This is a genomic window from Roseovarius sp. MS2, assembly GCF_051447875.1.
Taxonomy (GTDB): Bacteria; Pseudomonadota; Alphaproteobacteria; order Rhodobacterales; family Rhodobacteraceae; genus Roseovarius; species Roseovarius mucosus_A.
The window spans coordinates 3098060-3117134 of sequence record NZ_JBKHVF010000001.1 but is presented as its reverse complement, the minus strand read 5'-3'; the positions used below and the strand labels follow the sequence as shown (position 1 = coordinate 3117134).

18 protein-coding genes are annotated in these 19075 nt (G+C 61.7%); 8 read left to right on the top strand and 10 right to left on the bottom strand.

All coding sequences use genetic code 11. The features are described from left to right. The first annotated feature begins 84 nt into the window (after positions 1-84). From ACLGGT_RS15305 to ACLGGT_RS15295, 3 genes are all read left to right on the top strand, one after another. Positions 85-288, top strand: coding sequence for a DUF1127 domain-containing protein (locus ACLGGT_RS15305; RefSeq protein WP_037298278.1), 204 nt, complete (start codon positions 85-87; stop codon positions 286-288). A gap of 219 nt (positions 289-507) precedes the next feature. Then, positions 508-1287 (top strand): Bax inhibitor-1/YccA family protein, encoded by a 780-nt coding sequence (locus ACLGGT_RS15300; protein WP_008282055.1) that lies wholly within the window; start codon positions 508-510, stop codon positions 1285-1287. A gap of 154 nt (positions 1288-1441) precedes the next feature. Further along, on the top strand, positions 1442-1627 hold the full coding sequence (locus ACLGGT_RS15295; protein WP_219436039.1) for a CTP synthetase: 186 nt from the start codon (positions 1442-1444) through the stop codon (positions 1625-1627). Between the two features lie 13 nt (positions 1628-1640). On the opposite strand, the gene ACLGGT_RS15290 is transcribed toward ACLGGT_RS15295, so the two are convergent. Next, on the bottom strand, positions 1641-2396 hold the full coding sequence (locus tag ACLGGT_RS15290; protein ID WP_437196732.1) for an alpha/beta fold hydrolase: 756 nt from the start codon (positions 2394-2396) through the stop codon (positions 1641-1643). Between the two features lie 89 nt (positions 2397-2485). Between ACLGGT_RS15290 and ACLGGT_RS15285 the strand changes: the two genes are divergently transcribed. Beyond that, a complete protein-coding gene (locus ACLGGT_RS15285; RefSeq protein WP_375553808.1) occupies positions 2486-2860 on the top strand; it encodes a hypothetical protein in 375 nt (124 codons plus the stop codon). Between the two features lie 80 nt (positions 2861-2940). On the opposite strand, the gene glyA is transcribed toward ACLGGT_RS15285, so the two are convergent. Further along, positions 2941-4248 carry a serine hydroxymethyltransferase gene (gene glyA, locus ACLGGT_RS15280; protein WP_008282051.1) on the bottom strand — a complete coding sequence of 436 codons (1308 nt, stop codon included), beginning with the start codon at positions 4246-4248 and terminating at the stop codon, positions 2941-2943. 170 nt (positions 4249-4418) lie between these two features. Between glyA and ACLGGT_RS15275 the strand changes: the two genes are divergently transcribed. Next, positions 4419-5180 carry an NAD kinase gene (locus ACLGGT_RS15275; protein WP_008282050.1) on the top strand — a complete coding sequence of 254 codons (762 nt, stop codon included), beginning with the start codon at positions 4419-4421 and terminating at the stop codon, positions 5178-5180. Positions 5181-5236: 56 nt separating this feature from the next. Here ACLGGT_RS15275 and ACLGGT_RS15270 read toward each other — a convergent pair whose 3' ends face one another. From ACLGGT_RS15270 to ACLGGT_RS15255, 4 genes are all read right to left on the bottom strand, one after another. Next, the gene (locus tag ACLGGT_RS15270; RefSeq protein WP_437196731.1) at positions 5237-5779 is read right to left on the bottom strand and encodes a CIA30 family protein; all 543 of its coding nucleotides are present in this window, start codon (positions 5777-5779) and stop codon (positions 5237-5239) included. Continuing rightward, the gene (locus tag ACLGGT_RS15265; RefSeq protein WP_437196730.1) at positions 5776-6450 is read right to left on the bottom strand and encodes a Crp/Fnr family transcriptional regulator; all 675 of its coding nucleotides are present in this window, start codon (positions 6448-6450) and stop codon (positions 5776-5778) included. The genes ACLGGT_RS15270 and ACLGGT_RS15265 overlap by 4 nt, the downstream gene beginning before the upstream one ends. A gap of 304 nt (positions 6451-6754) precedes the next feature. Beyond that, positions 6755-8644: a propionate-CoA ligase PrpE gene (gene prpE, locus ACLGGT_RS15260; protein ID WP_151979123.1), complete on the bottom strand. Its 1890-nt coding sequence runs from the start codon at positions 8642-8644 to the stop codon at positions 6755-6757. A gap of 214 nt (positions 8645-8858) precedes the next feature. Next, positions 8859-11138: an NADP-dependent malic enzyme gene (locus tag ACLGGT_RS15255; protein WP_151979122.1), complete on the bottom strand. Its 2280-nt coding sequence runs from the start codon at positions 11136-11138 to the stop codon at positions 8859-8861. A gap of 203 nt (positions 11139-11341) precedes the next feature. Between ACLGGT_RS15255 and upp the strand changes: the two genes are divergently transcribed. Continuing rightward, positions 11342-11974 (top strand): uracil phosphoribosyltransferase, encoded by a 633-nt coding sequence (gene upp, locus ACLGGT_RS15250; protein ID WP_008282044.1) that lies wholly within the window; start codon positions 11342-11344, stop codon positions 11972-11974. Between the two features lie 65 nt (positions 11975-12039). Beyond that, positions 12040-13515 (top strand): SPOR domain-containing protein, encoded by a 1476-nt coding sequence (locus ACLGGT_RS15245; protein WP_437196729.1) that lies wholly within the window; start codon positions 12040-12042, stop codon positions 13513-13515. Between the two features lie 15 nt (positions 13516-13530). On the opposite strand, the gene ACLGGT_RS15240 is transcribed toward ACLGGT_RS15245, so the two are convergent. The 4 genes from ACLGGT_RS15240 to ACLGGT_RS15225 all read right to left on the bottom strand — a co-directional run bounded on the left by ACLGGT_RS15240 (position 13531) and on the right by ACLGGT_RS15225 (position 17805). Then, positions 13531-14529 (bottom strand): type I glyceraldehyde-3-phosphate dehydrogenase, encoded by a 999-nt coding sequence (locus ACLGGT_RS15240; RefSeq protein ID WP_375553813.1) that lies wholly within the window; start codon positions 14527-14529, stop codon positions 13531-13533. A gap of 107 nt (positions 14530-14636) precedes the next feature. Continuing rightward, positions 14637-15299: a Hint domain-containing protein gene (locus tag ACLGGT_RS15235; protein ID WP_437196728.1), complete on the bottom strand. Its 663-nt coding sequence runs from the start codon at positions 15297-15299 to the stop codon at positions 14637-14639. Between the two features lie 210 nt (positions 15300-15509). Continuing rightward, a complete protein-coding gene (locus tag ACLGGT_RS15230; RefSeq protein ID WP_437196727.1) occupies positions 15510-16151 on the bottom strand; it encodes a sulfotransferase family 2 domain-containing protein in 642 nt (213 codons plus the stop codon). Positions 16152-16203: 52 nt separating this feature from the next. Then, positions 16204-17805: a choice-of-anchor L domain-containing protein gene (locus ACLGGT_RS15225; RefSeq protein WP_437196726.1), complete on the bottom strand. Its 1602-nt coding sequence runs from the start codon at positions 17803-17805 to the stop codon at positions 16204-16206. Positions 17806-17983: 178 nt separating this feature from the next. Here ACLGGT_RS15225 and htpX point away from each other — a divergent pair, with 178 nt between their 5' ends. After that, the gene (gene htpX, locus ACLGGT_RS15220; protein ID WP_375553817.1) at positions 17984-18844 is read left to right on the top strand and encodes a zinc metalloprotease HtpX; all 861 of its coding nucleotides are present in this window, start codon (positions 17984-17986) and stop codon (positions 18842-18844) included. The last annotated feature ends 231 nt before the right edge of the window (positions 18845-19075 follow it).

Genomic DNA, 19075 nt, shown 5'->3' with positions numbered 1-19075 from the left:
TTTCAAAATTGAACGAATCCGGGCAAAAGATCAACATCCGAAATGAAAACCCCAAGCCACATCACCAAAGGGAAAGGAAAGACCATGACCGTCCATGCCCAAACCTCCGTCCTCCGGTCCGCCCTGCGCGCTCCGCGCCTTGCCGAGATGCTGGCTGTCTGGACACAGCGCCGCGCCCTCTATCGGCTCGACGATGCCGCGCTCGAAGACCTTGGTCTAACCCGCGAAGCCGCGCTGCGCGAGGCAAGCCGCCCCTTCTGGGATTTGCCCCGTCGGCTGCATTGCTGACCCGCTCAAGGACAGTGTCAGGGCCCGCCCTGACACGGCCACCCCACGGATATCTGAGGTGCCGCGCCGCGATACCGCCTCTCGCGTCAAGCGCGCGCCAAAAATCCCCGCATAAAACCTGTCTAAAACAAGCATGAACGCTTGAAATGTCGGACAGGCCTACCGATATTACTGGCAATGTCCCACAACGGGATCGCCATTCACATATCGGAGGGTTACATGGCAGAGTTAAACACGATCCGGACGGCGACGGGCACACGCACCGCCCAGATTGACGCGGGCCTACGCGCGCACATGAACAAGGTCTACGGCACGATGTCCGTGGGCATGCTCATCACGGCGCTTGCGGCATGGGCCATCGCGGGGCTTGCCGTGACAACCGATCCTTCCGCCGCCGCCGCACAACTTCCCAATGGCAAGATGCTGACGGGCCTTGGCGCAGCGCTTTACCTTTCGCCGCTCAAGTGGGTGGTGATGCTGGCCCCGCTGGCGTTCATCTTCCTTGGTTGGGGCGCGCTCGTGCGTCGGGCTTCGGCTGCCGCCGTGCAGCTTGGCTTCTTCGCCTTCGCCGCGCTCATCGGTATTTCGATGAGCTCGATCTTCCTGATGTTCACCAGCTTCTCGATCGTCCAGACCTTTATCGTGACCGCCATAGCCTTTGCGGGTCTCTCGCTCTTTGGCTACACCACGAAAAAGGACATCTCGGGTTGGGGTTCTTTCCTCATCATGGGCGTGATCGGTCTTGTTGTCGCCATGGTGATCAACATTTTCCTGCAAAGCCCGGCCATGATGTTCGCCATCTCGGCCATCGGCCTCTTGATCTTCGCCGGTCTTACCGCGTTCCACACGCAAGAGATCAAGAACACTTATGTCGCACACGCGGCACATGGGGATCAGGAATGGTTGGACAAATCCGCCTACGACGGCGCGCTGAGCCTCTACATCAGCTTCCTGAACATGTTCCAGTTCCTGCTGATGTTCATGGGGCAACAGGAATAGCAGCGGCCTGAACCGCAAACGCTAAAATGGAACCCGCCGGATCACCCTCCGGCGGGTTTTTTCATGTTCAGAAGCAATCCCTGACCCAGATCAAGGCCCGCTCAATCGAGGTGCGGTACCATAAACAAACGCACCAAAAGGGAAAGTCTCCGCCATGTTACGCCTCGGCCTCATCCTGCATCTTTTCATCGGCTCCACGCTCTCTGGCTCTGCGGTGATCGCCGCCCTCGTCATGGGACAGGACACGCTGAAACCGATCCTGATCGCCGCCCTTCTGGGATTTATCGCTGCCTTCCCGGTGTCCTACATCGTGGCCAGAAAGCTTTACGAACTGCGTTGAACCAAGGTGCCGCTCACCCCAACCAGGTGCGCACCGCCGCCTCAAACTCGCGCGGCTTTTCGGCATGGAGCCAATGGCCCGCACCGGGAATTTTGGCAAACTGTGCCGCAGGGAACAGCGCCTTGATCCGGTCGCGGTGCTCGCGGGTCACATAGGCCGAGTCTGCCCCAGTGAGAAACATCACCTTCCCCTCATAAGACCCTGAAATATCGGGAAAGCTCAGAATTTTCGGCATCTCGCGCGCCAGCGTTTCTAGGTTCAACAACCACCGCTTTTCCGCCACATCCAACGCCTGAAGGAAAAACGGCACCAGCGCCGGATTGTCCACCGTGGCCTGCAATTGCGCGGCCGCGTCCGACCTTCGCTCAACCGCTGCCAGATCGACCGCCTGCATCGCCTTGATATACTGCACCTGACTGTGGCCATAGGACACCGGCGCAATATCCGCAACGATCAGCCGATTGACCAAGGCCGGTTGCGTCAGCGCCAGCACCATCGCCGCCTTGCCGCCCATTGAATGGCCCAGCACATCATATGGGCCGTCCAACCCCTTGATCACCTCGGCCAGATCGCCAGCCATATCCTCATAGGAATGCGTTTCAAACCAAGGGCTTGCGCCGTGATTGCGCATATCCACCGCGATCACATGGCGCGTGTCCGACAGCCGCTTGGCAATGACCCCCCAATTGCGCGCAGACCCGTAGAGCCCATGCACAATCACCAATCCCGGCCGCTCAGTCGGCGCGCCATGTTCGATCCGGTTCAACATATCCCCTCATACCGCCGCAATCACAGCGTTTCCAGCCCTATTGCCGCGTAGCCCAGCAACCGGTAAACTACCTCAAGAGGGATTTCCAAGTGATTGATACAGAAGAATTTAATACCAAGACCACACGGCTACAACAGGCCCTAACAGACCGGATGCGCCTGCGCGGTCCCACGCTTGAACGGCAATTGCGCCGTGCCGGGCGGCGCTTGCCTCGCCGTCAGCGCCGCGCCGGGGCCATTGTTCTGGGCGCACAGGATTGGATGGCCCATGCCAAACTCGCCCGCGTGCTCGACATGGGCCAAGTTGATCGCGCCTTTTCGGATCTGCACGCCTATCTCGATACGCTCGACCCGCAAGAGGCGCGCAAGACCGCCGTTCTGCGCCTCGTCGGGGGGATCGTGCTTAACCTGATGCTTCTCGCAGGTTTGATCTATGCGCTGATCCGCTGGCAGTCCCCGCTTTAAAAGCGCCCACAAATATCCTGAAATGAAATAGAAACCCCGCGCAAGCCTTGGCTCACGCGGGGCATGTTCCTGCGCAGAAATCAGAGGTTCGGATAGAGCGGGAACCGCTTGCACAGCGCCTCGACCTCGGCTTTCACCTTGGCCTCGACCGCGCCATTTCCATCGGCCCCATTGGCCGCCAGCCCATCAACCACCTCAATAATCCAATCCGCGATCTGACGGAATTCCGCCTCGCCAAAACCGCGCGTCGTCCCCGCAGGCGAGCCTAAGCGAATGCCGCTGGTTACGGTCGGTTTCTCGGGATCGAACGGCACACCATTCTTGTTGCAGGTGATATGTGCGCGGCCCAACGCCTTTTCGGTGTCATTGCCTTTCACGCCTTTGGGGCGCAGATCGACCAGCAACACATGCGTATCAGTACCATGCGTCACCGTGTCCAACCCGCCCTTGATCAGCTGATCCGACAGCGCCTGCGCATTGCGGATCACCTGCTGGATATAGCTCTTGAACTCCGGGCGCAGCGCCTCGCCAAAGGCCACAGCCTTGGCCGCAATCACATGCATCAGCGGACCACCCTGAATACCGGGGAAAATCGCCGAGTTGAATTTCTTGGCCAGCGTCTCGTCATTGGTCAGGATCATGCCACCGCGCGGGCCGCGCAATGTCTTATGCGTCGTGGTGGTGGCCACATGCGCATGGGGGAACGGGCTCGGATGCTCTTTGGCGGCCACCAGACCGGCAAAATGCGCCATATCAACAAGCAGATAGGCCCCAACGCTATCGGCAATCTCGCGCATCCGGGCAAAATTGATCTGGCGCGGAATGGCCGATCCGCCCGCGATGATCAGCTTGGGCTGATGCTCGGTCGCCAGCGCTTGCACCTGATCGTAGTCAATCAGATTGTCCTCGCGCCGCACGCCGTATTGAATGGCGTTGAACCATTTGCCCGATTGGTTCGGCGCTGCCCCATGGGTCAGGTGACCGCCCGCATCAAGGCTCATGCCAAGGATCGTATCGCCCGGCTGCAACAGCGCCGTGAACACGCCCTGATTGGCCTGCGAGCCGGAATTCGGCTGAACGTTGGCAAAGCTACAGCCAAACAATGCGCAAGCCCGCTCGATCGCCAGATTTTCCGCGATATCAACATATTGGCAGCCGCCATAATAGCGCTTGCCGGGATAGCCTTCGGCATATTTGTTGGTCATCACGCTGCCCTGCGCTTCCATCACGGCGGCAGAGACGATGTTTTCAGACGCGATCAGCTCGATCTCGTCGCGCTGCCGCCCCAGTTCAGAGCGGATCGCGCCAAAGAGGTCGGGATCGCGTGAGGCCAGAGATTCGGTGAAAAAGCCTTGATCTGCAACAGGCTGGTGTCCGTCATGGGGCATAGGGGCAACTCCGGAAAGGGGTGAATTGGTCATTTTCCTAAAGGAAACTCGTCCGGTTTGAAAGAATGTAAAGCGACGATTTCACCTGTATCACCGGCATGGCTGGTCTTGGCGGGGGAATTATGGTTCGATCCGCCGCATGCCATCGCCTTTTGGAAACAGGACACCCCATGCCCCGCAAGATCGCCTTCGTCGCCAGCGATGCGCCCATCGCCCAGACCGCGCGCGCCACCCTTGCCAGCCGCTTTGGCCATGCGCCCGAGGATGAGGCCGATGTGATCGTGGCGCTTGGCGGTGATGGCTTCATGCTGCACACGCTCCACCGCACACAGGCGCTCGATATTCCCGTTTACGGCATGAATCGCGGCACCGTTGGTTTTTTGATGAACGAATACAGCGAAACAGACCTGATCGAGCGCCTCGTCGCCGCCGCAGAAGAGGTGATCAACCCGCTGGCCATGCGCGCCGAATCCCTCGACGGCACCCTGCACGAGGCATTGGCAATCAACGAAGTCTCGCTCCTGCGCGCCGGTCCGCAAGCGGCCAAGTTGCGCATCACCATCGACGGGCGCCTGCGCCTCGAGGAACTCGTGTGCGACGGCGCACTTGTCGCCACTCCGGCCGGGTCTACTGCCTATAACTACAGCGCCCATGGCCCGATCCTGCCTATTGGCTCGGATGTGCTGGCGCTGACGGCGGTGGCGGCATTCCGCCCCCGTCGCTGGCGCGGCGCGCTCTTGCCCAAGACCGCCGTGGTGCGGTTCGATGTGGTCGATCCCGAGAAACGCCCGGTCATGGCCGACGCCGACAGTCGCTGGGTTGAAAACGTGCTCTGGGTCGAGATCCGCTCGGAAAACCGCATCAAGCATCGCATCCTGTTCGATCCGGGCCATGGCCTGGAAGAGCGGTTGCTGCGTGAGCAGTTTACCTAATCGAACTTTATTGTGGAACTATCCCCTGAAATAAGCCACTTTATTTACAAAATACATCAATACACCCCAAGCCACTGAAACGATAGATCGGCCTGATGATCCCGCCCATAGGCCACCGCTGCCAGGCTCTTGATATCGCCCGCACGCGGCACATCCCGCAGCATCGCCCCCGAGGCGCGAAAGGCGGTAAAGGGCACGCGCAGCTCTTGCCACGCCGCTCCGCTTGGGATCGGGGCCTGATAATATTGCCAGGGTAGCATCGTACCGCGCGTGCGCAGATGGATGAAATAGCCCTCGCCATTGCCCTTGACGCGCACCACAACGCCCTGCGCGCCTTCGGGCAGAGGCGTCATCAAATCGCCGCGTATTTGAATGAAACCGCCCCGATTGGCCGTGCTCACCGTGCCGCTCAGGTGCAGATACCGTGCCCCCTCTGGGCCCACGATCTGAGCCTGCCCCTCGGACACGCCCCCCATCACCTGATCGCTGACATAGCGCCAGTTCTCAGCCGGGGGTGGGATATACTCCAGCATGCCGCCCTCCTGCGCCACAGCGGGCGCTGCCAACAGTCCGATCAGCAGGGCCAGAATATGCCTCATTCCGCCCGCTCCGCCGTGCGCGCCAATGCCGCCGGATCACAGAGCACGATGCCCATGCCCTGTCGTTCGATCAAACCGGCCTGTTCCCAATCGCGAATCTGCCGGTTCACACTCTCGCGGCTCAGCCCGACCAGATCACCCAGATCCGATTGCGAAAACCGCTCTGCCAACCGCAACTTGCCCCCCGGCAAGGTCTCGCCCCATTTTTCCGACAGATGCAGCAATAGCCGCGCCAGACGCGCCTGACCATCCGCCAACACATGCGCAGTATACATCCCCGAGGTCTGGCGCAGACGCTGGCACAGCATGCCGATCACGTCGAGCGCCGCGTCGGGTTCCTCGCGCAGGCGTTGCAACACCAGCGCCCCCTCCAGAATACGGCCCCGCACTGCGGTGGCCGCCACCGCGTCAGCACTGCGCGCGCCGCCATCCAGCGCCGCCAACTCGCCCAGCATGTCCCCCGGCCCCAGATGCGTCAGAATAGACCGCCGCCCATCAACCGAACTGCGGCTGATTTCGACCCGGCCCTTGAGGATCAGCATCATTGTGCTGTCATGGGCACCCGCTGAATAGATCATCTGGCCCTTGGGATAGTCAACCGCACGGCCATGCCGCTCCAGAATGCCGACCAGCCCCGGTGCGTCGCATTGCGGCGTGGCCCGAATTGACATCTGCCAGACTCCTTTTTTAACCATTCCTGTGAGATGCCTCACAGAACCTTCGCGCACAAGCTGCCATACAGTAAGGGTATCTCGCGTGTAGGGGTGTCCCAAGCCCTTTTCTTATCGCAAACCCTTACCCTTTTGTGCGGGATACACCGGTCAAGTGCCACCCGGACTTCATGACGGGAACTTATCGGCCGGTCTCGCTGTCTGGCCTGACGTTTGTGAGTGCGTCGCGCCAGACAGCATTTCTTCCAGATGTCCCTTCTGGGGGATGAGGGTTCCGGCTTCCTCCGGAACCCTCTTTTTTTGATTATTTCGCCAAACCAAGGCTTTGCAGGGCGCTCTTGATCTCGTCCAGAATGGCGGGATCGTCGATGGTTGCAGGCATTTTATACGACTGACTGTCCGCGATCTTGACCATGATCGCCCGCAGGATCTTGCCCGAACGTGTCTTGGGCAGCCGGTCCACCACCACTGCCAGCTTGAACGCGGCGACCGGGCCAATCTGGTCACGCACCAGCTTGACACATTCTTTCACGATCTCCTCATGCGCGCGGTTGACGCCCTTGGTCAGACACAGAAAGCCGACTGGCGTCTGCCCCTTCAACTCATCTGCCGCGCCGATCACCGCACATTCGGCCACATCGGGATGGCTGGCCAGCACCTCTTCCATCGCGCCAGTGCTGAGGCGGTGGCCCGCCACGTTGATCACATCATCCGTGCGCGCCATGATCCACAGATAGCCGTCCTCGTCCTTCATCCCGGCATCGCCAGTCTCGTAATAGCCGGGAAAGGTGTTGAGATAGGATTTGCGAAAGCGCTCTTCAGCATTCCACAGCGTTGGCAGGGTGCCCGGCGGCAGCGGCAGTTTGACCGCAATCGCGCCCAAGGTGCCCGGTGCCACCTCATGCCCGCCCTCGTCGAGAATCCGCACGTCATAGCCCGGCATCGCCACCGTCGGCGACCCGATCTTGACCGGCAGCGCCTCACAGCCGGCCGGATTGCCCGCAATCGCCCAGCCGGTTTCGGTCTGCCACCAATGGTCATAGACCGGCACCTGCATCACCCGCTGCGCCCATTCGATCGTATCCGGATCGGCCCGCTCTCCTGCCAGGTAAAGCGCGCGCAGATGCGACATGTCGTAATTCTTGATCAACTCGCCTTTGGGATCATCCCGCTTGATCGCGCGCAGCGCCGTGGGCGCGGTAAAGAAACTACGCACTTTGTGTTCGGACATCACCCGCCAGAACGTGCCCGCATCGGGTGTGCCCACCGGCTTGCCCTCGAACACAATCGTCGTGTTGCCATGGATCAGAGGCCCATAGCAGATATAGCTGTGCCCCACGACCCAGCCCACATCGGACGCGGCCCAGAACGCCTCGCCGGGGTTCACGTTATAGATGTTCTTCATCGACCAGTTGAGCGCCACCAGATGCCCTGCCGTGGCACGGATCACGCCCTTGGGTGCGCCGGTGGTACCCGATGTATAAAGGATATAGGCCGGATGATCGCCCGACACTGGCACACAGTCCGCAGGCTCCACCCCATATTGAAACGCATGCCAATCGTAATCGCGCCCCTCGATCAGCTTGGCCACCTCTTCTTCGCGCTGAAAGATCACGCAAAACTCGGGCTTGTGACTGGATTGCTCAATCGCGCCATCCAAAAGCGGCTTGTAATGCACCACCCGCCCCGGCTCGATCCCGCAAGAGGCGGCGATAATCGCCTTGGGCTGGCAATCGTCGATCCGCACCGCCAATTCATGCGCGGCAAACCCGCCAAACACCACCGAATGCACGGCACCCAGCCGCGCGCAGGCCAGCATCGCCTCCAATGCCTCGGGCACCATCGGCATGTAGATGATGACGCGGTCGCCTTTTTCCACGCCTCGGGCGCGCAACGCCCCCGCAAGCCGCGCCACGCGGCTGCGCAGTTGCGAATAATTGATCTTTTGCTTGATGCCTGTCACGGGGCTGTCATGGATGATCGCGGTCTGCGCGCCCCGCCCCGCCGCCACATGCCGGTCAACCGCATTCCAGCAGGTGTTGACCTCTGCATCCTTGTACCATTCATAGAGCGGCGCGTTGGCCTCAAACAGCGCCTTGCTGGGCTTCTTCACCCAATCAATCGCCTCTGCCGCCTCCATCCAAAAGCCTTCGGGATCTGCAAGCGACCGCTCGTAAACCTCAGTGTATCCCATGGTATCCTCCTCCGGTCCGTTGAATATGTGTTACGGATCACCCTGCCTTGGGGCAAGCATCATGCAGGGGCACGGGACAGATGGCCGCAGAAATTTTGCAGAAATGACCAAAGCCGCCCTGCAAATTTTTGCAAAGCGGCTTTTTTTGTTCATCTCACCGGAAATTGCCAGCGACTTTGCAAACCTGCAAAGAATTCGCCTGCAAACCCTGATTCTACCCGTAATGCGCCACCGGCGTTCCTGCGATCGCCGCCATGTTGAGCAGCCCCCGCGCGGTGATCGACGGCGTGACGATATGAGCCCGGTTGCCCATCCCCATGAGGATCGGCCCCACTTCAAGACCGCCCGCTTTCATCTTGAGGATATTACGCACCCCCGACGCCGCATCAGCATAGGCAAAGACCAGCACATTCGCCGCGCCCTGCATCCGGTTGCCCGGCAACAGCCGCTCGCGCAATTCGGGGTCAAGGGCGGCATCAATCGTCATCTCACCCTCATAGGTGAAATCGCGCGGCGCCTGATCCAAGAGCGCAATCGCCTGCCGCAACCTTTCCGCACCTTCATCTGGCTGGTTGCCGAATTGCGACTGCGAACAAAACGCCACCTTGGGCGCAATGCCGAACCGCCGAACATGCCGCGCCGCACCAATCGCGGTCTCAGCCAATTGCGCCGCATTCGGCGTCACGCGCACATGGGTGTCGGCGATAAAGAGCGGCCCGTCTTCTAGGATCATCATGCTCAATGCGCCATGCGGACGGCGGCTGACGTCTTCCAGAACATTGGTCACATATTTCATATGCCAGCGGAACTCGCCAAAGGTGCCGCAGATCAGGCTATCGGCCTCATTGCGATAGACCATCACTGCGCCAATCGCGGTGGTATTGGTGCGCATAATTGCCCGCGCCAGATCAGGCGTGACCCCTTTGCGCGCCATGACGCCGTGATAGGTCTCCCAATAGTCGCGATAGCGCGGGTCATCCTGCGGGTTCACGATATTGAAATCCCGCTCTGGCCGGATCGACAGCCCGGCCCGCTCGCACCGCCGCGCGATCACTTCGGGACGTCCGATCAGAATCGGCTGCTCTGTCGTTTCCTCCAGAATGGCCTGCGCCGCGCGCAAAACCCGCTCATCCTCGCCCTCGGCAAAGACGATGCGCCGCGAAGCGGTGGAGGCCGCCTGAAACACCGGCCGCATCAGCAGCGCCGATTTGAACTTGCTGGCATCCAGACCCGCCTTATAGGCCTCCAGATCCGCCATCGGCCGCGTCGCCACGCCGCTCTCCATCGCCGCCCGCGCCACGGCGGTCGACACAACCCCGGACAGGCGCGGATCAAACGGCTTGGGGATCAGGTAATCCGCGCCGAATGTCATCTGCTCGCCATGATAGGCCGCCGCCGCCTCCGCACTGGTCGAGGCGCGCGCCAATTCTGCAATGCCCTGAACACACGCCACCTGCATCGCATCGTTGATCTCGGTTGCGCCCACGTCCAGCGCGCCCCGGAAAATGAACGGGAAACACAGCACGTTATTGACCTGATTTGGGAAATCCGAGCGCCCGGTCGCAATAATCGCATCCGGCACCGCCTCACGCGCCAAATCCGGCATGATTTCGGGGTTTGGGTTGGCCAGAGCAAAGACAATAGGCCGCTTGCCCATCTTCTTTACCATCTCCGGCGTCATGATATTCGCGCCCGATAGCCCAAGGAACAGGTCCGCGCCCGCGATCACATCGTCAAGGCTGCGCAAATCCGTCGCCTGCGCAAAGGCCGCCTTTTCCGGGTTCATGTCTGCCTCACGGCCCACATGCACCAGCCCGTGAATATCGCACAGCCAGATATTCTCGCGCTTCACGCCCAGCTTGACCAGCATGTTGAGACAGGCAATGCCCGCCGCCCCACCACCGGTCGAGACCACTTTGATTTCCTCAAACGTCTTGCCCGCAACATGCAACGCATTGGTGGCCGCCGCGCCCACCACGATTGCCGTGCCATGTTGATCGTCATGGAATACCGGAATATTCATCCGCTCACGGCAAATTCGTTCAACGATGAAACAATCCGGTGCCTTGATATCTTCAAGGTTGATCGCCCCAAAGGTCGGCTCCAACGCACAGACAATCGCCGCCAGCTTTTCCGGGTCGCTCTCGTTCACTTCGATGTCGAAACAGTCGATATTGGCGAACTTCTTGAAAAGGACCGCCTTGCCCTCCATCACGGGCTTAGAGGCCAGCGCGCCGATATTGCCAAGCCCCAGAACCGCCGAGCCATTGGTGACAACCGCCACCAGATTGCCCCGCGTGGTGTATTTCGAGGCATTGGCCGGATCGGCCTTGATCTCCAAACAGGCCTCCGCCACGCCGGGGCTATAGGCGCGCGACAGATCGCGTCCATTGGCCATCGGCTTGGTCGCGCGGATCTCCAGCTTCCCGGGTCGGGGCTGCGCGTGATAATCGAGCGCCGCCTGACGGGTGGCTTCCTTTTGGCTGTCGGTCATGGTCCTCATCTCCCTGCGGGCAATATAGTTTAATATTAAACTACCGCTACGGCATGCTCATACCATGCCCCCGCGATTTTTCAAGCCCGAGCTTGCACCGCCGCGCCGCGCCGCGCAATGCCGATTGCATGCCTGCATCGCAGCGTTGCCCTTGGCGGCGTTTTCTGGAATGACGGATTACACCGCAGCGCAAGAGGCCCGTCATGTTTCCGAATCTCACCATCGTCGATCACCCGCTCGTTCAGCACAAACTGACCCTGATGCGGCAAAAGGAAACCTCCACAGCCGTCTTCCGCCAGCTCTTGCGCGAAATCAGCCAGTTGCTCGCCTATGAGGTCACGCGCGAATTGCCGATGACCACCCGCGCCATCGACACGCCGCTTATGGAAATGGACGCGCCAGTCTTGGCCGGGCGCAAATTGGCGCTCATCTCGATTCTGCGCGCGGGCAACGGCCTGCTCGACGGCATGTTGGAACTGATCCCCTCAGCACGCGTGGGTTTTGTCGGGCTCTACCGGGACGAGGCAACGCTGCAACCCGTGAAATACTACTTCAAGGTGCCCGAACAACTTGGCGAGCGCCTCTCGATTGTGGTCGATCCGATGCTGGCCACAGGCAATTCCTCTGCGGCGGCTGTCTCTATGCTCAAGGATGCAGGGGCCCGTGACATCCGTTTTCTCTGTCTGCTCGCCGCCCCCGAAGGTGTCGCGCGCATGCAAGAGGCGCATCCTGATGTGCCCGTCGTCACAGCCGCGCTCGACAAGCGCTTGAATGACAAGGGTTATATCCTTCCGGGACTAGGGGATGCGGGTGACCGCATGTTCGGCACTAAATAAGCCAATCACTGTTTACTAAACGGCAAAAATAAGGCAACCTGCACCCAATTGATGTTGGGGGCGTAATGAGATTTTCATCACTTGCCATTCTGGCCTCGACAGTGCTGCTGCTTGGCACGGTCGACCTTTCCGCGCAGTCTCTTCGCGGCTCTTCGGAGCCGGCGGAGTTTCCACCCTCCAGCTTTCAGGGTCGGCAATATGTCGACAGTGCCGGCTGTGTGTTCGTGCGCGCGGGCGTTGCGGGAAATGTAACCTGGGTGCCACGCATGACACGTGGCCGCGACCATCTCTGTGGCTTCCAGCCCAGTCTTGCGCCCAGCGTTCAGGCCGCCGCCCCTGCCCCGGCGCAACCCGTGGCACAGGCCGCCCCACGCACGCAGCCAGCCGCCCCAGCGCCAAGCGTCGCCACGGCACCAGCCCCAGCGCCGCGCACGGCCACGGCACCTGCCCCCGCACCACGCGTCGCCACGGCACCGGCCCCCGCACCGCGCGTCGTCCGGCAACCGGCCCCCGTCGCTGCGGTCCAACCACAACGCCGCACCGCCTCTGCCCAAGCGCCGCTCAGCGCGCTTCGGCCCGAGGCTGATCCGCGCCCCTTGGCCCTTCGTCCCGTGACGGCCCGCGCCGCGGCACCGGCGACCGCGCCCAAAACCACACCAATTGCCAAAACCTCTGGCAAGGCCGTGCGCCTGACACAGCCTGACCCGGCACAAAGCGCTTGCGCGAACCTAACTGCGGTCTCGGCGGCCTATACTGTGCAGCATAATGGCTCGCCGGTGCGCTGCGGCCCGCAAAGATCACCGCATGTGACCTATGCCAGCGGCAGCAACACGGGCCGCACGCTTGCCCCACGCCCCGGCACCCCGGCCACCCCTGAAACCGTGCCCGCCTATACCCGCGTCGCCCCGGCGCGTGTCTATGCCAGCCAAAAGACCAGCCTCGTCGGTATCTCGGTTCCCCCCGGCATGCAGCCGGTGTGGGAGGATGACCGCCTCAACCCCTACCGCGCGCACCAAACCTTTGAAGGGCGCGAACAGATGTTGGTGATGTGGACAAACACCGTGCCGCAGCGCCTTATCGACCGGCGCACGGGTGCCGATGTGATTCACCAATTCCCCGGCCTGCAACCGCCCTACACCAGCTTCGAGGCGCAGCGCGCCGCCGGTGTCACCGTCGCAACCCAAGGGCGCCACGTGCCCGCCCCGATGACGACCCGGCAACTGGCGCAACTGCGCACCGAGTCTGCGCAAGCAGCCCCGCGCACCACAGTCTCGACCCGCTCAGCGCCTGCGACGACCGCCCAGACTGCGCCCAGCCATCGCTACGCTCAGGCCGGTCTCTTTGCCGATGCGGCGCAGGCTCAGGCCGCCGCACAGCGCATCGCGGCCGCAGGGCTTCCAGCGCGGCGTGGCACTGTGACACGCGACGGACGCGCCCTGACCCTCGTTCTAGCTGGTCCTTTTGCCACACAATCGCAGCTCGACGCCGGGGCTGATCGCCTGCGTGCGATGGGCTTTGCCAATGTGAGCTTGCGCAAATAAACTCCGGGCGGCGGCCTATCCCCGCCGCCCGATCAACCGCGCCATATCCAGCATACGGCAGGAAAATCCCCATTCGTTGTCATACCAGCCAAAGACGCGCAGCAATCCGCCCACCGATACAGAGGTTTGCGGCCCCGCTACGATCAGGCTCTCGGGACGCGCGCGCAGATCCGACGACACCAGCGGTGCCTCGGTCCAGCCCAGCCATACATGACGTTCCGCCGCCTCTTGCAAAAGCGTGTTGACCCCCGCGACCGTCACATCGGCCTGCAATTGCACCACCAGATCAATACAGGACACGCTCGCCACCGGCACCCGGATCGCCCGAGCCTCGATCCGCCCCTTTAGCCCCGGCAGAACCAGCCCGGTCTGATGCTGGGCGCTTGTCGTCGTGGGCACCATCGACAGGGCGGCGGCACGGCTGCGCTCGGGCGCATCGCGGGGCTTGTCCACTGTAGGCTGGCTGCCGGTATAACAATGCACCGTCGTCATTTGCCCGCTGACAATGCCATAGGCCTCATCCAAGAGCCGCGCCAAAGGTGCCAGGGCATTCGTGGTGCACGAGGCGTTGGAAATGATCCGATGCGACCCAAGATCGCCCTCATTGGCCCCGATCACCAACGTCGCATCCGCCTCTGCCGATGGGCCCGAAACCAACACGGCCCGCGCCCCCGCCACCAGCCCCCGCTCGGCCACGGCGCGCGTGCCGCCCATGCCGGTACACTCCAGCACCAGATCAACCCCGCTCAAATCGAGCGTGCTCAGATCACGAGCCGCATGAAACGGGATTTCCTGCCCATCCACGATCAGCACACCGGGACGGGTGGTTACGACACCGGGCCAGGGGCCAAAGACGCTGTCATATTGAAACAGATAGGCACAGGTCTCCAGCGGCTCGATATCGTTGATGCACACCAGTTCAAACGCAGCCCCCTCGCGCATCAATATCCGCAGGATTGTGCGACCGATCCGGCCAAACCCGTTGATGGCAATGCGAATGGGGTCCTCTGACATGGCATCCTCCGAGCAGACAGGTCAATACGTCTGACATTGCTGCGCGCCGTCTGGAAACACCAGCCCCGAAACACAATTTGATCAAATTCAGCGTATCGGCCTGCCGGTCAGACAGAAACCCTAGGGCCGGGCGGCGTCACCCCATCCTGCAGGGTCGTAGACGTCTCCAGCCGCGCCATTGCCAGAACCAAACCCCGCGCCTCGGCCAGCGGCAGCACGTGATACCGTGGCCCTGCAAGCTCCTGCGCGTAATCCAGAAGGTTGCACGACGCCGGGCAAAGCGCCATCAACCCGTTTTCGGCAAAGATCACCTGTTCGTTCTCGAAATGCAGCACGACCACCTCTGCGCCCTGAGCGGGCGGCACCCGCGTGACCCCCGGCACCGCCTCTAGCGCCACACCGGGCAAGAGCGCAAAGGGATCCCCCCAGAGCGTTTCGGCCAGATCGCTTTCAAGCATCAGCACCTGATGTGGCATAACCCGCACCGGCGCGCGGTTTCCCAGCACCCCGCGCCCCACATCCAGCGGCCAAAACCGCGAAGGGCAAGCGCCTTCACCCGTCCAGACCGGAATCCGCGTAACGCCACAGAGCGGTTGCACGCCCGCATCAAAGGTCACAACCCGGTCACCCGCACAGAGCGCCTGAACCGGACGCCAGCCATGGCCCGTGGCCACCCGCGTCCCGCTCAAAAGCCCGCTTTGCACGCCCGCAGGCTCTTCGACCTGCGTCCGCGCCGCCCCGCGTTCACTGATGCCAAACCACCCCAGCATACCCGCGTCGATCCCTTTCCCGATACAACCCATCCTGTTTCGTCAACAGGCCAACACTCCGATAAGCTGACTAAGTCATGGTTAGCATGACCCGTTTTTGCTCGGATTCCGGCAGGAATAAGGCACCGTTGCGGCCAAGTGGACAACACCGCCAAAGCCGTGCGATTGGCACAAACACCCCATGCAATCTTAACAAACGATCAAGGACGGTCAGAACTGATACCCGAATCGCGCGATGTCTTCGGCGGCACAATCCGCTACGATCTGCGCTGTGCGGCTATCGTAATAGTCCTTATACGGCCCCCGCTCCGACGTATTGAACGGTGCCACCGTCACCGCGAATCCCAGATGCGCCCAGAGCGGGGCGGCATCGGTCTCCAAATGCTCTAGCCGGATGAAAAGACGGCAATATTCGCGCCCATCCGCCGCCGTCACATAATGCCGCGCCGGGGTTGCGCGCAGCGCGGCCTGTGTCTCTGGCGCGGCCAGAAACGCAGGAAAAGGCAGGTCGTTGGCTAGATGCACCGCCGAGTGATCAAACTCTTGGCCCCGCAGCCAGTGATAATAGCTCACCATCCGGTCCCAAGGGTTGCGCACCAACGTAAAGACAAAGGCCGCGCTCAGCGTCTCTTGGTTCACCAGCCCGTCGATATCGGCCAAGGTCGAATGTTTCCAAAGCCGCCCGCGCGCCTCAACCCCCTTCAACCGCGCCCGCCTGCGCCGCGCCTTGGGCGTGTCACCGATCAGGATGTCCTCGGCCTGCGCCCGCCCCTCCAGCGCCAACGCCATCGCGGTGCCGCCAGTCTTGGGGATATGCACAAAGATAAACTTGCGTCCGGGCGAAATAATCATGCCGCTACCCTAGCCGCTGCGCCGCGACGTGAAAGCCCTTTTCGCGCGCGCCTCAACGCATTGCGTCAACCAACACCTGCGCCTCATGCGCCCGCAACCCAGAGCGCGCGCTTGGCCCATAGCCTGCCCCACCCTCGGCAAATATCACCGGAAAAAGACGCCGCAATTCGGCCTCGGTCGCGGCATCGAAACTGCCATGCGTCACCGGCCCGGGATGATAGCTCTCACTCCAGAGCCCGTTACCCCGCACGATCTCGTGCTGGTCAAACAGCAGATGCACATACACCACCGGCGCGCCATCAACCCGCCGCGTGATAGAGCACTCATTGATCAGCGCCGCCGCCTTGACCAAAACCTGATGCGTGCCAAACAGCAATTCCGCATGTGGCGACGCCAACAGGATGCGGTGATTGGGCGACAGCTCCAACGCGTCATGCAGCCCCAGCGCATTGGCCGCAAGCGCCACCGGCGCATCCGCGCCCTCTGCCCGTCGCAGGCTTCGCCCGATCCAGCGCACAGCTTGGGGGCCGTGATCCAACGTCAGCACCAGATCCCCCGGCTTCAATGTCTCGATCGCGACTGCGCCCTCGGGCGTGTCAATCTGCGTGCCTTCGGTAAAACAGGGGGCCACCGTATTGATCGTGATGAACCCGACATCGGTATTGCCGAACGTGTCTGCCACTGTATAGGACAGCATGTTCGACGCGCCCACCTCCTCTCCCGACGACACAAGAACAAAGCCCGTCGCCGTGATCTGAAGCGTCTCCCCGGTGCTGAGGATCACCGTATCGCCGGCAACCACCGGCTGACCATTGACCTCGGTGATCGTCAGCGTGCCGCCCGCCGCATTCGAATCATTCGCCAAAAGATCCGTTTCAACTTGCGAAAACCGCGTCACGTCGATGATATCGTCGCCCGCAACAAGCGATGTCTGGATCGAGTTCCCGGCAATCAACAGGTTGCTGTCCAGCGCCCCATCGCCACCATCGGCAATACCGATCTTGATCGTGTTCACCTCGCCCGGCACCACCGGTGCCTTGAGGGTCAGCGTTACCGTGAACCCGTCCATCTCGGTGTTGTAGGTATCTGCGGACGAGGAATTGTCCATGTAGAGGTTAGAGTTACTTATATTGTTGATGTTGTTGATGGTGATGTCGCCTGTGCCCACCGTCAACTCGGCCTGCACCCCGTTGACCCAGACCCCGACCGAGTCGTTGAATCCGGTGTTGACCCATTCAAGATATTCCTCGGACGAGAACACGATCTGCATGGTCAGCGTGCTGCCTTCGGGGATGAACTCTGCCTCGAAAATCGCCGCGTCAAAGGTCTCCTGCCCCGAGATCGTCGATAGATCGGCATCCCCCGCCAAGCCATGATCGGTCGAGCTGTCCAGCAAAAGGTTCGGATCCCCCAGCAAATTAAGCAGGCTGACCTCGTTGGTCACCGACGTGGCCATGCCCGTGGAAAGGATCACGCCCGTATCCGACGGTGTCAGTTCCGGCGAAACCGTGTCGCCATTGCTGTAAATCCCCGAGGCGCTGGCGGCCCCTGTATAGCTGGCCGAGACAATCGTGATGCCGTGACCGAACACGGCTTCGGCCATGTCCATTGCACTGGCAGAGGTATCAATCGGCAGTTCTGCGGCTGTGGCCATCTCATATCTCCGTCGGACTCAACGGAAAGCCTGCCGCGTAAACCCCAAGGACCGTTTAATGCCAGAGCACCCTCATGCCCCGATTACCTTGGATTTTAACGAACCCAGCCTCCCGCGAGAGGCTTGCAAGCGCCGTGCCAACCGCCATATTTGGCGCAGAAACAAGAGGGGGAACCCGATGGGCTATCTGCGCACAGGCATTTTGATGGCGGCGATGACCGCGCTCTTTCTGGGCATCGGCGCGCTTTTGGGCGGCATGGGCGGCGCGCTCTTTGCGCTGATCGTGGCCCTCGCCATGAACGCCTTTAGCTGGTGGAATTCAGACCGGATGGTGCTGCGCATGCACAATGCCCGCCCCGCCTCTGGCCCCGAAGGCGCAGCGCTTACGCAAATGGTGCATGACATGGCCGATGCCGCCGGCATGCCGCGCCCGGCGGTCTATATCCTAGACAACGATCAGCCCAACGCCTTTGCCACCGGGCGCAACCCGGCCAATGCCGCTGTCGCCGCCACCACCGGTCTCTTGCGCCATCTCAGCCGCGAGGAAATCGCCGCCGTCATGGCGCATGAGCTGGCCCATATCCGCAACCACGACACCACGATCATGACCGTGACGGCCACCTTTGCCGGGGCCATCTCGATGCTGGCCAATTTCGCGATGTTCTTCGGCGGCAACCGCAACAACGGCATGGGCCTCATTGGCACGCTGGCGCTGATGATCCTCGCCCCCCTTGCGGCGGGCCTTGTGCAGATGGCGATCAGCCGTAGCCGCGAATACGAGGCCGACCGCATCGGGGCCGAAATCTGCGGCAACCCGCTCTGGCTCGCATCGGCGCTCGAGAAAATCTCGGGCCTCGCCGCCCGCATCGACAATGACGCCGCCGAGCGCAACCCGGCCACAGCGCATATGTTCATCATCAACCCGCTGCACGCCCATGCCCATGACAAACTCTTCTCCACCCACCCCAACCCCGCCAACCGCATCCGCGCCCTGCGCGAGATGGCAGGAGAGCGCGCCCAAAGGGGACCTTGGGCGTGAGGGGGGCGGAGTGCCGCCGCGCGGTGCCCGTCCGCCGGGTGGGCGCTGAACCCGCGCAGTCTGGCAATTAATCCCAGCCAAACACCTCCACACTGGCAGGATGGCGCGCCGTTGCAAAGGCGCCCGCCCGAGGGGGCGGTCGGGCGCCGCGCGGCGGCACCTACGGTGCCTTGATTGCGCGCATAGAAAATGACGCCGCAGCACGCCTCAGTCGGATACAGACTTCGAAGA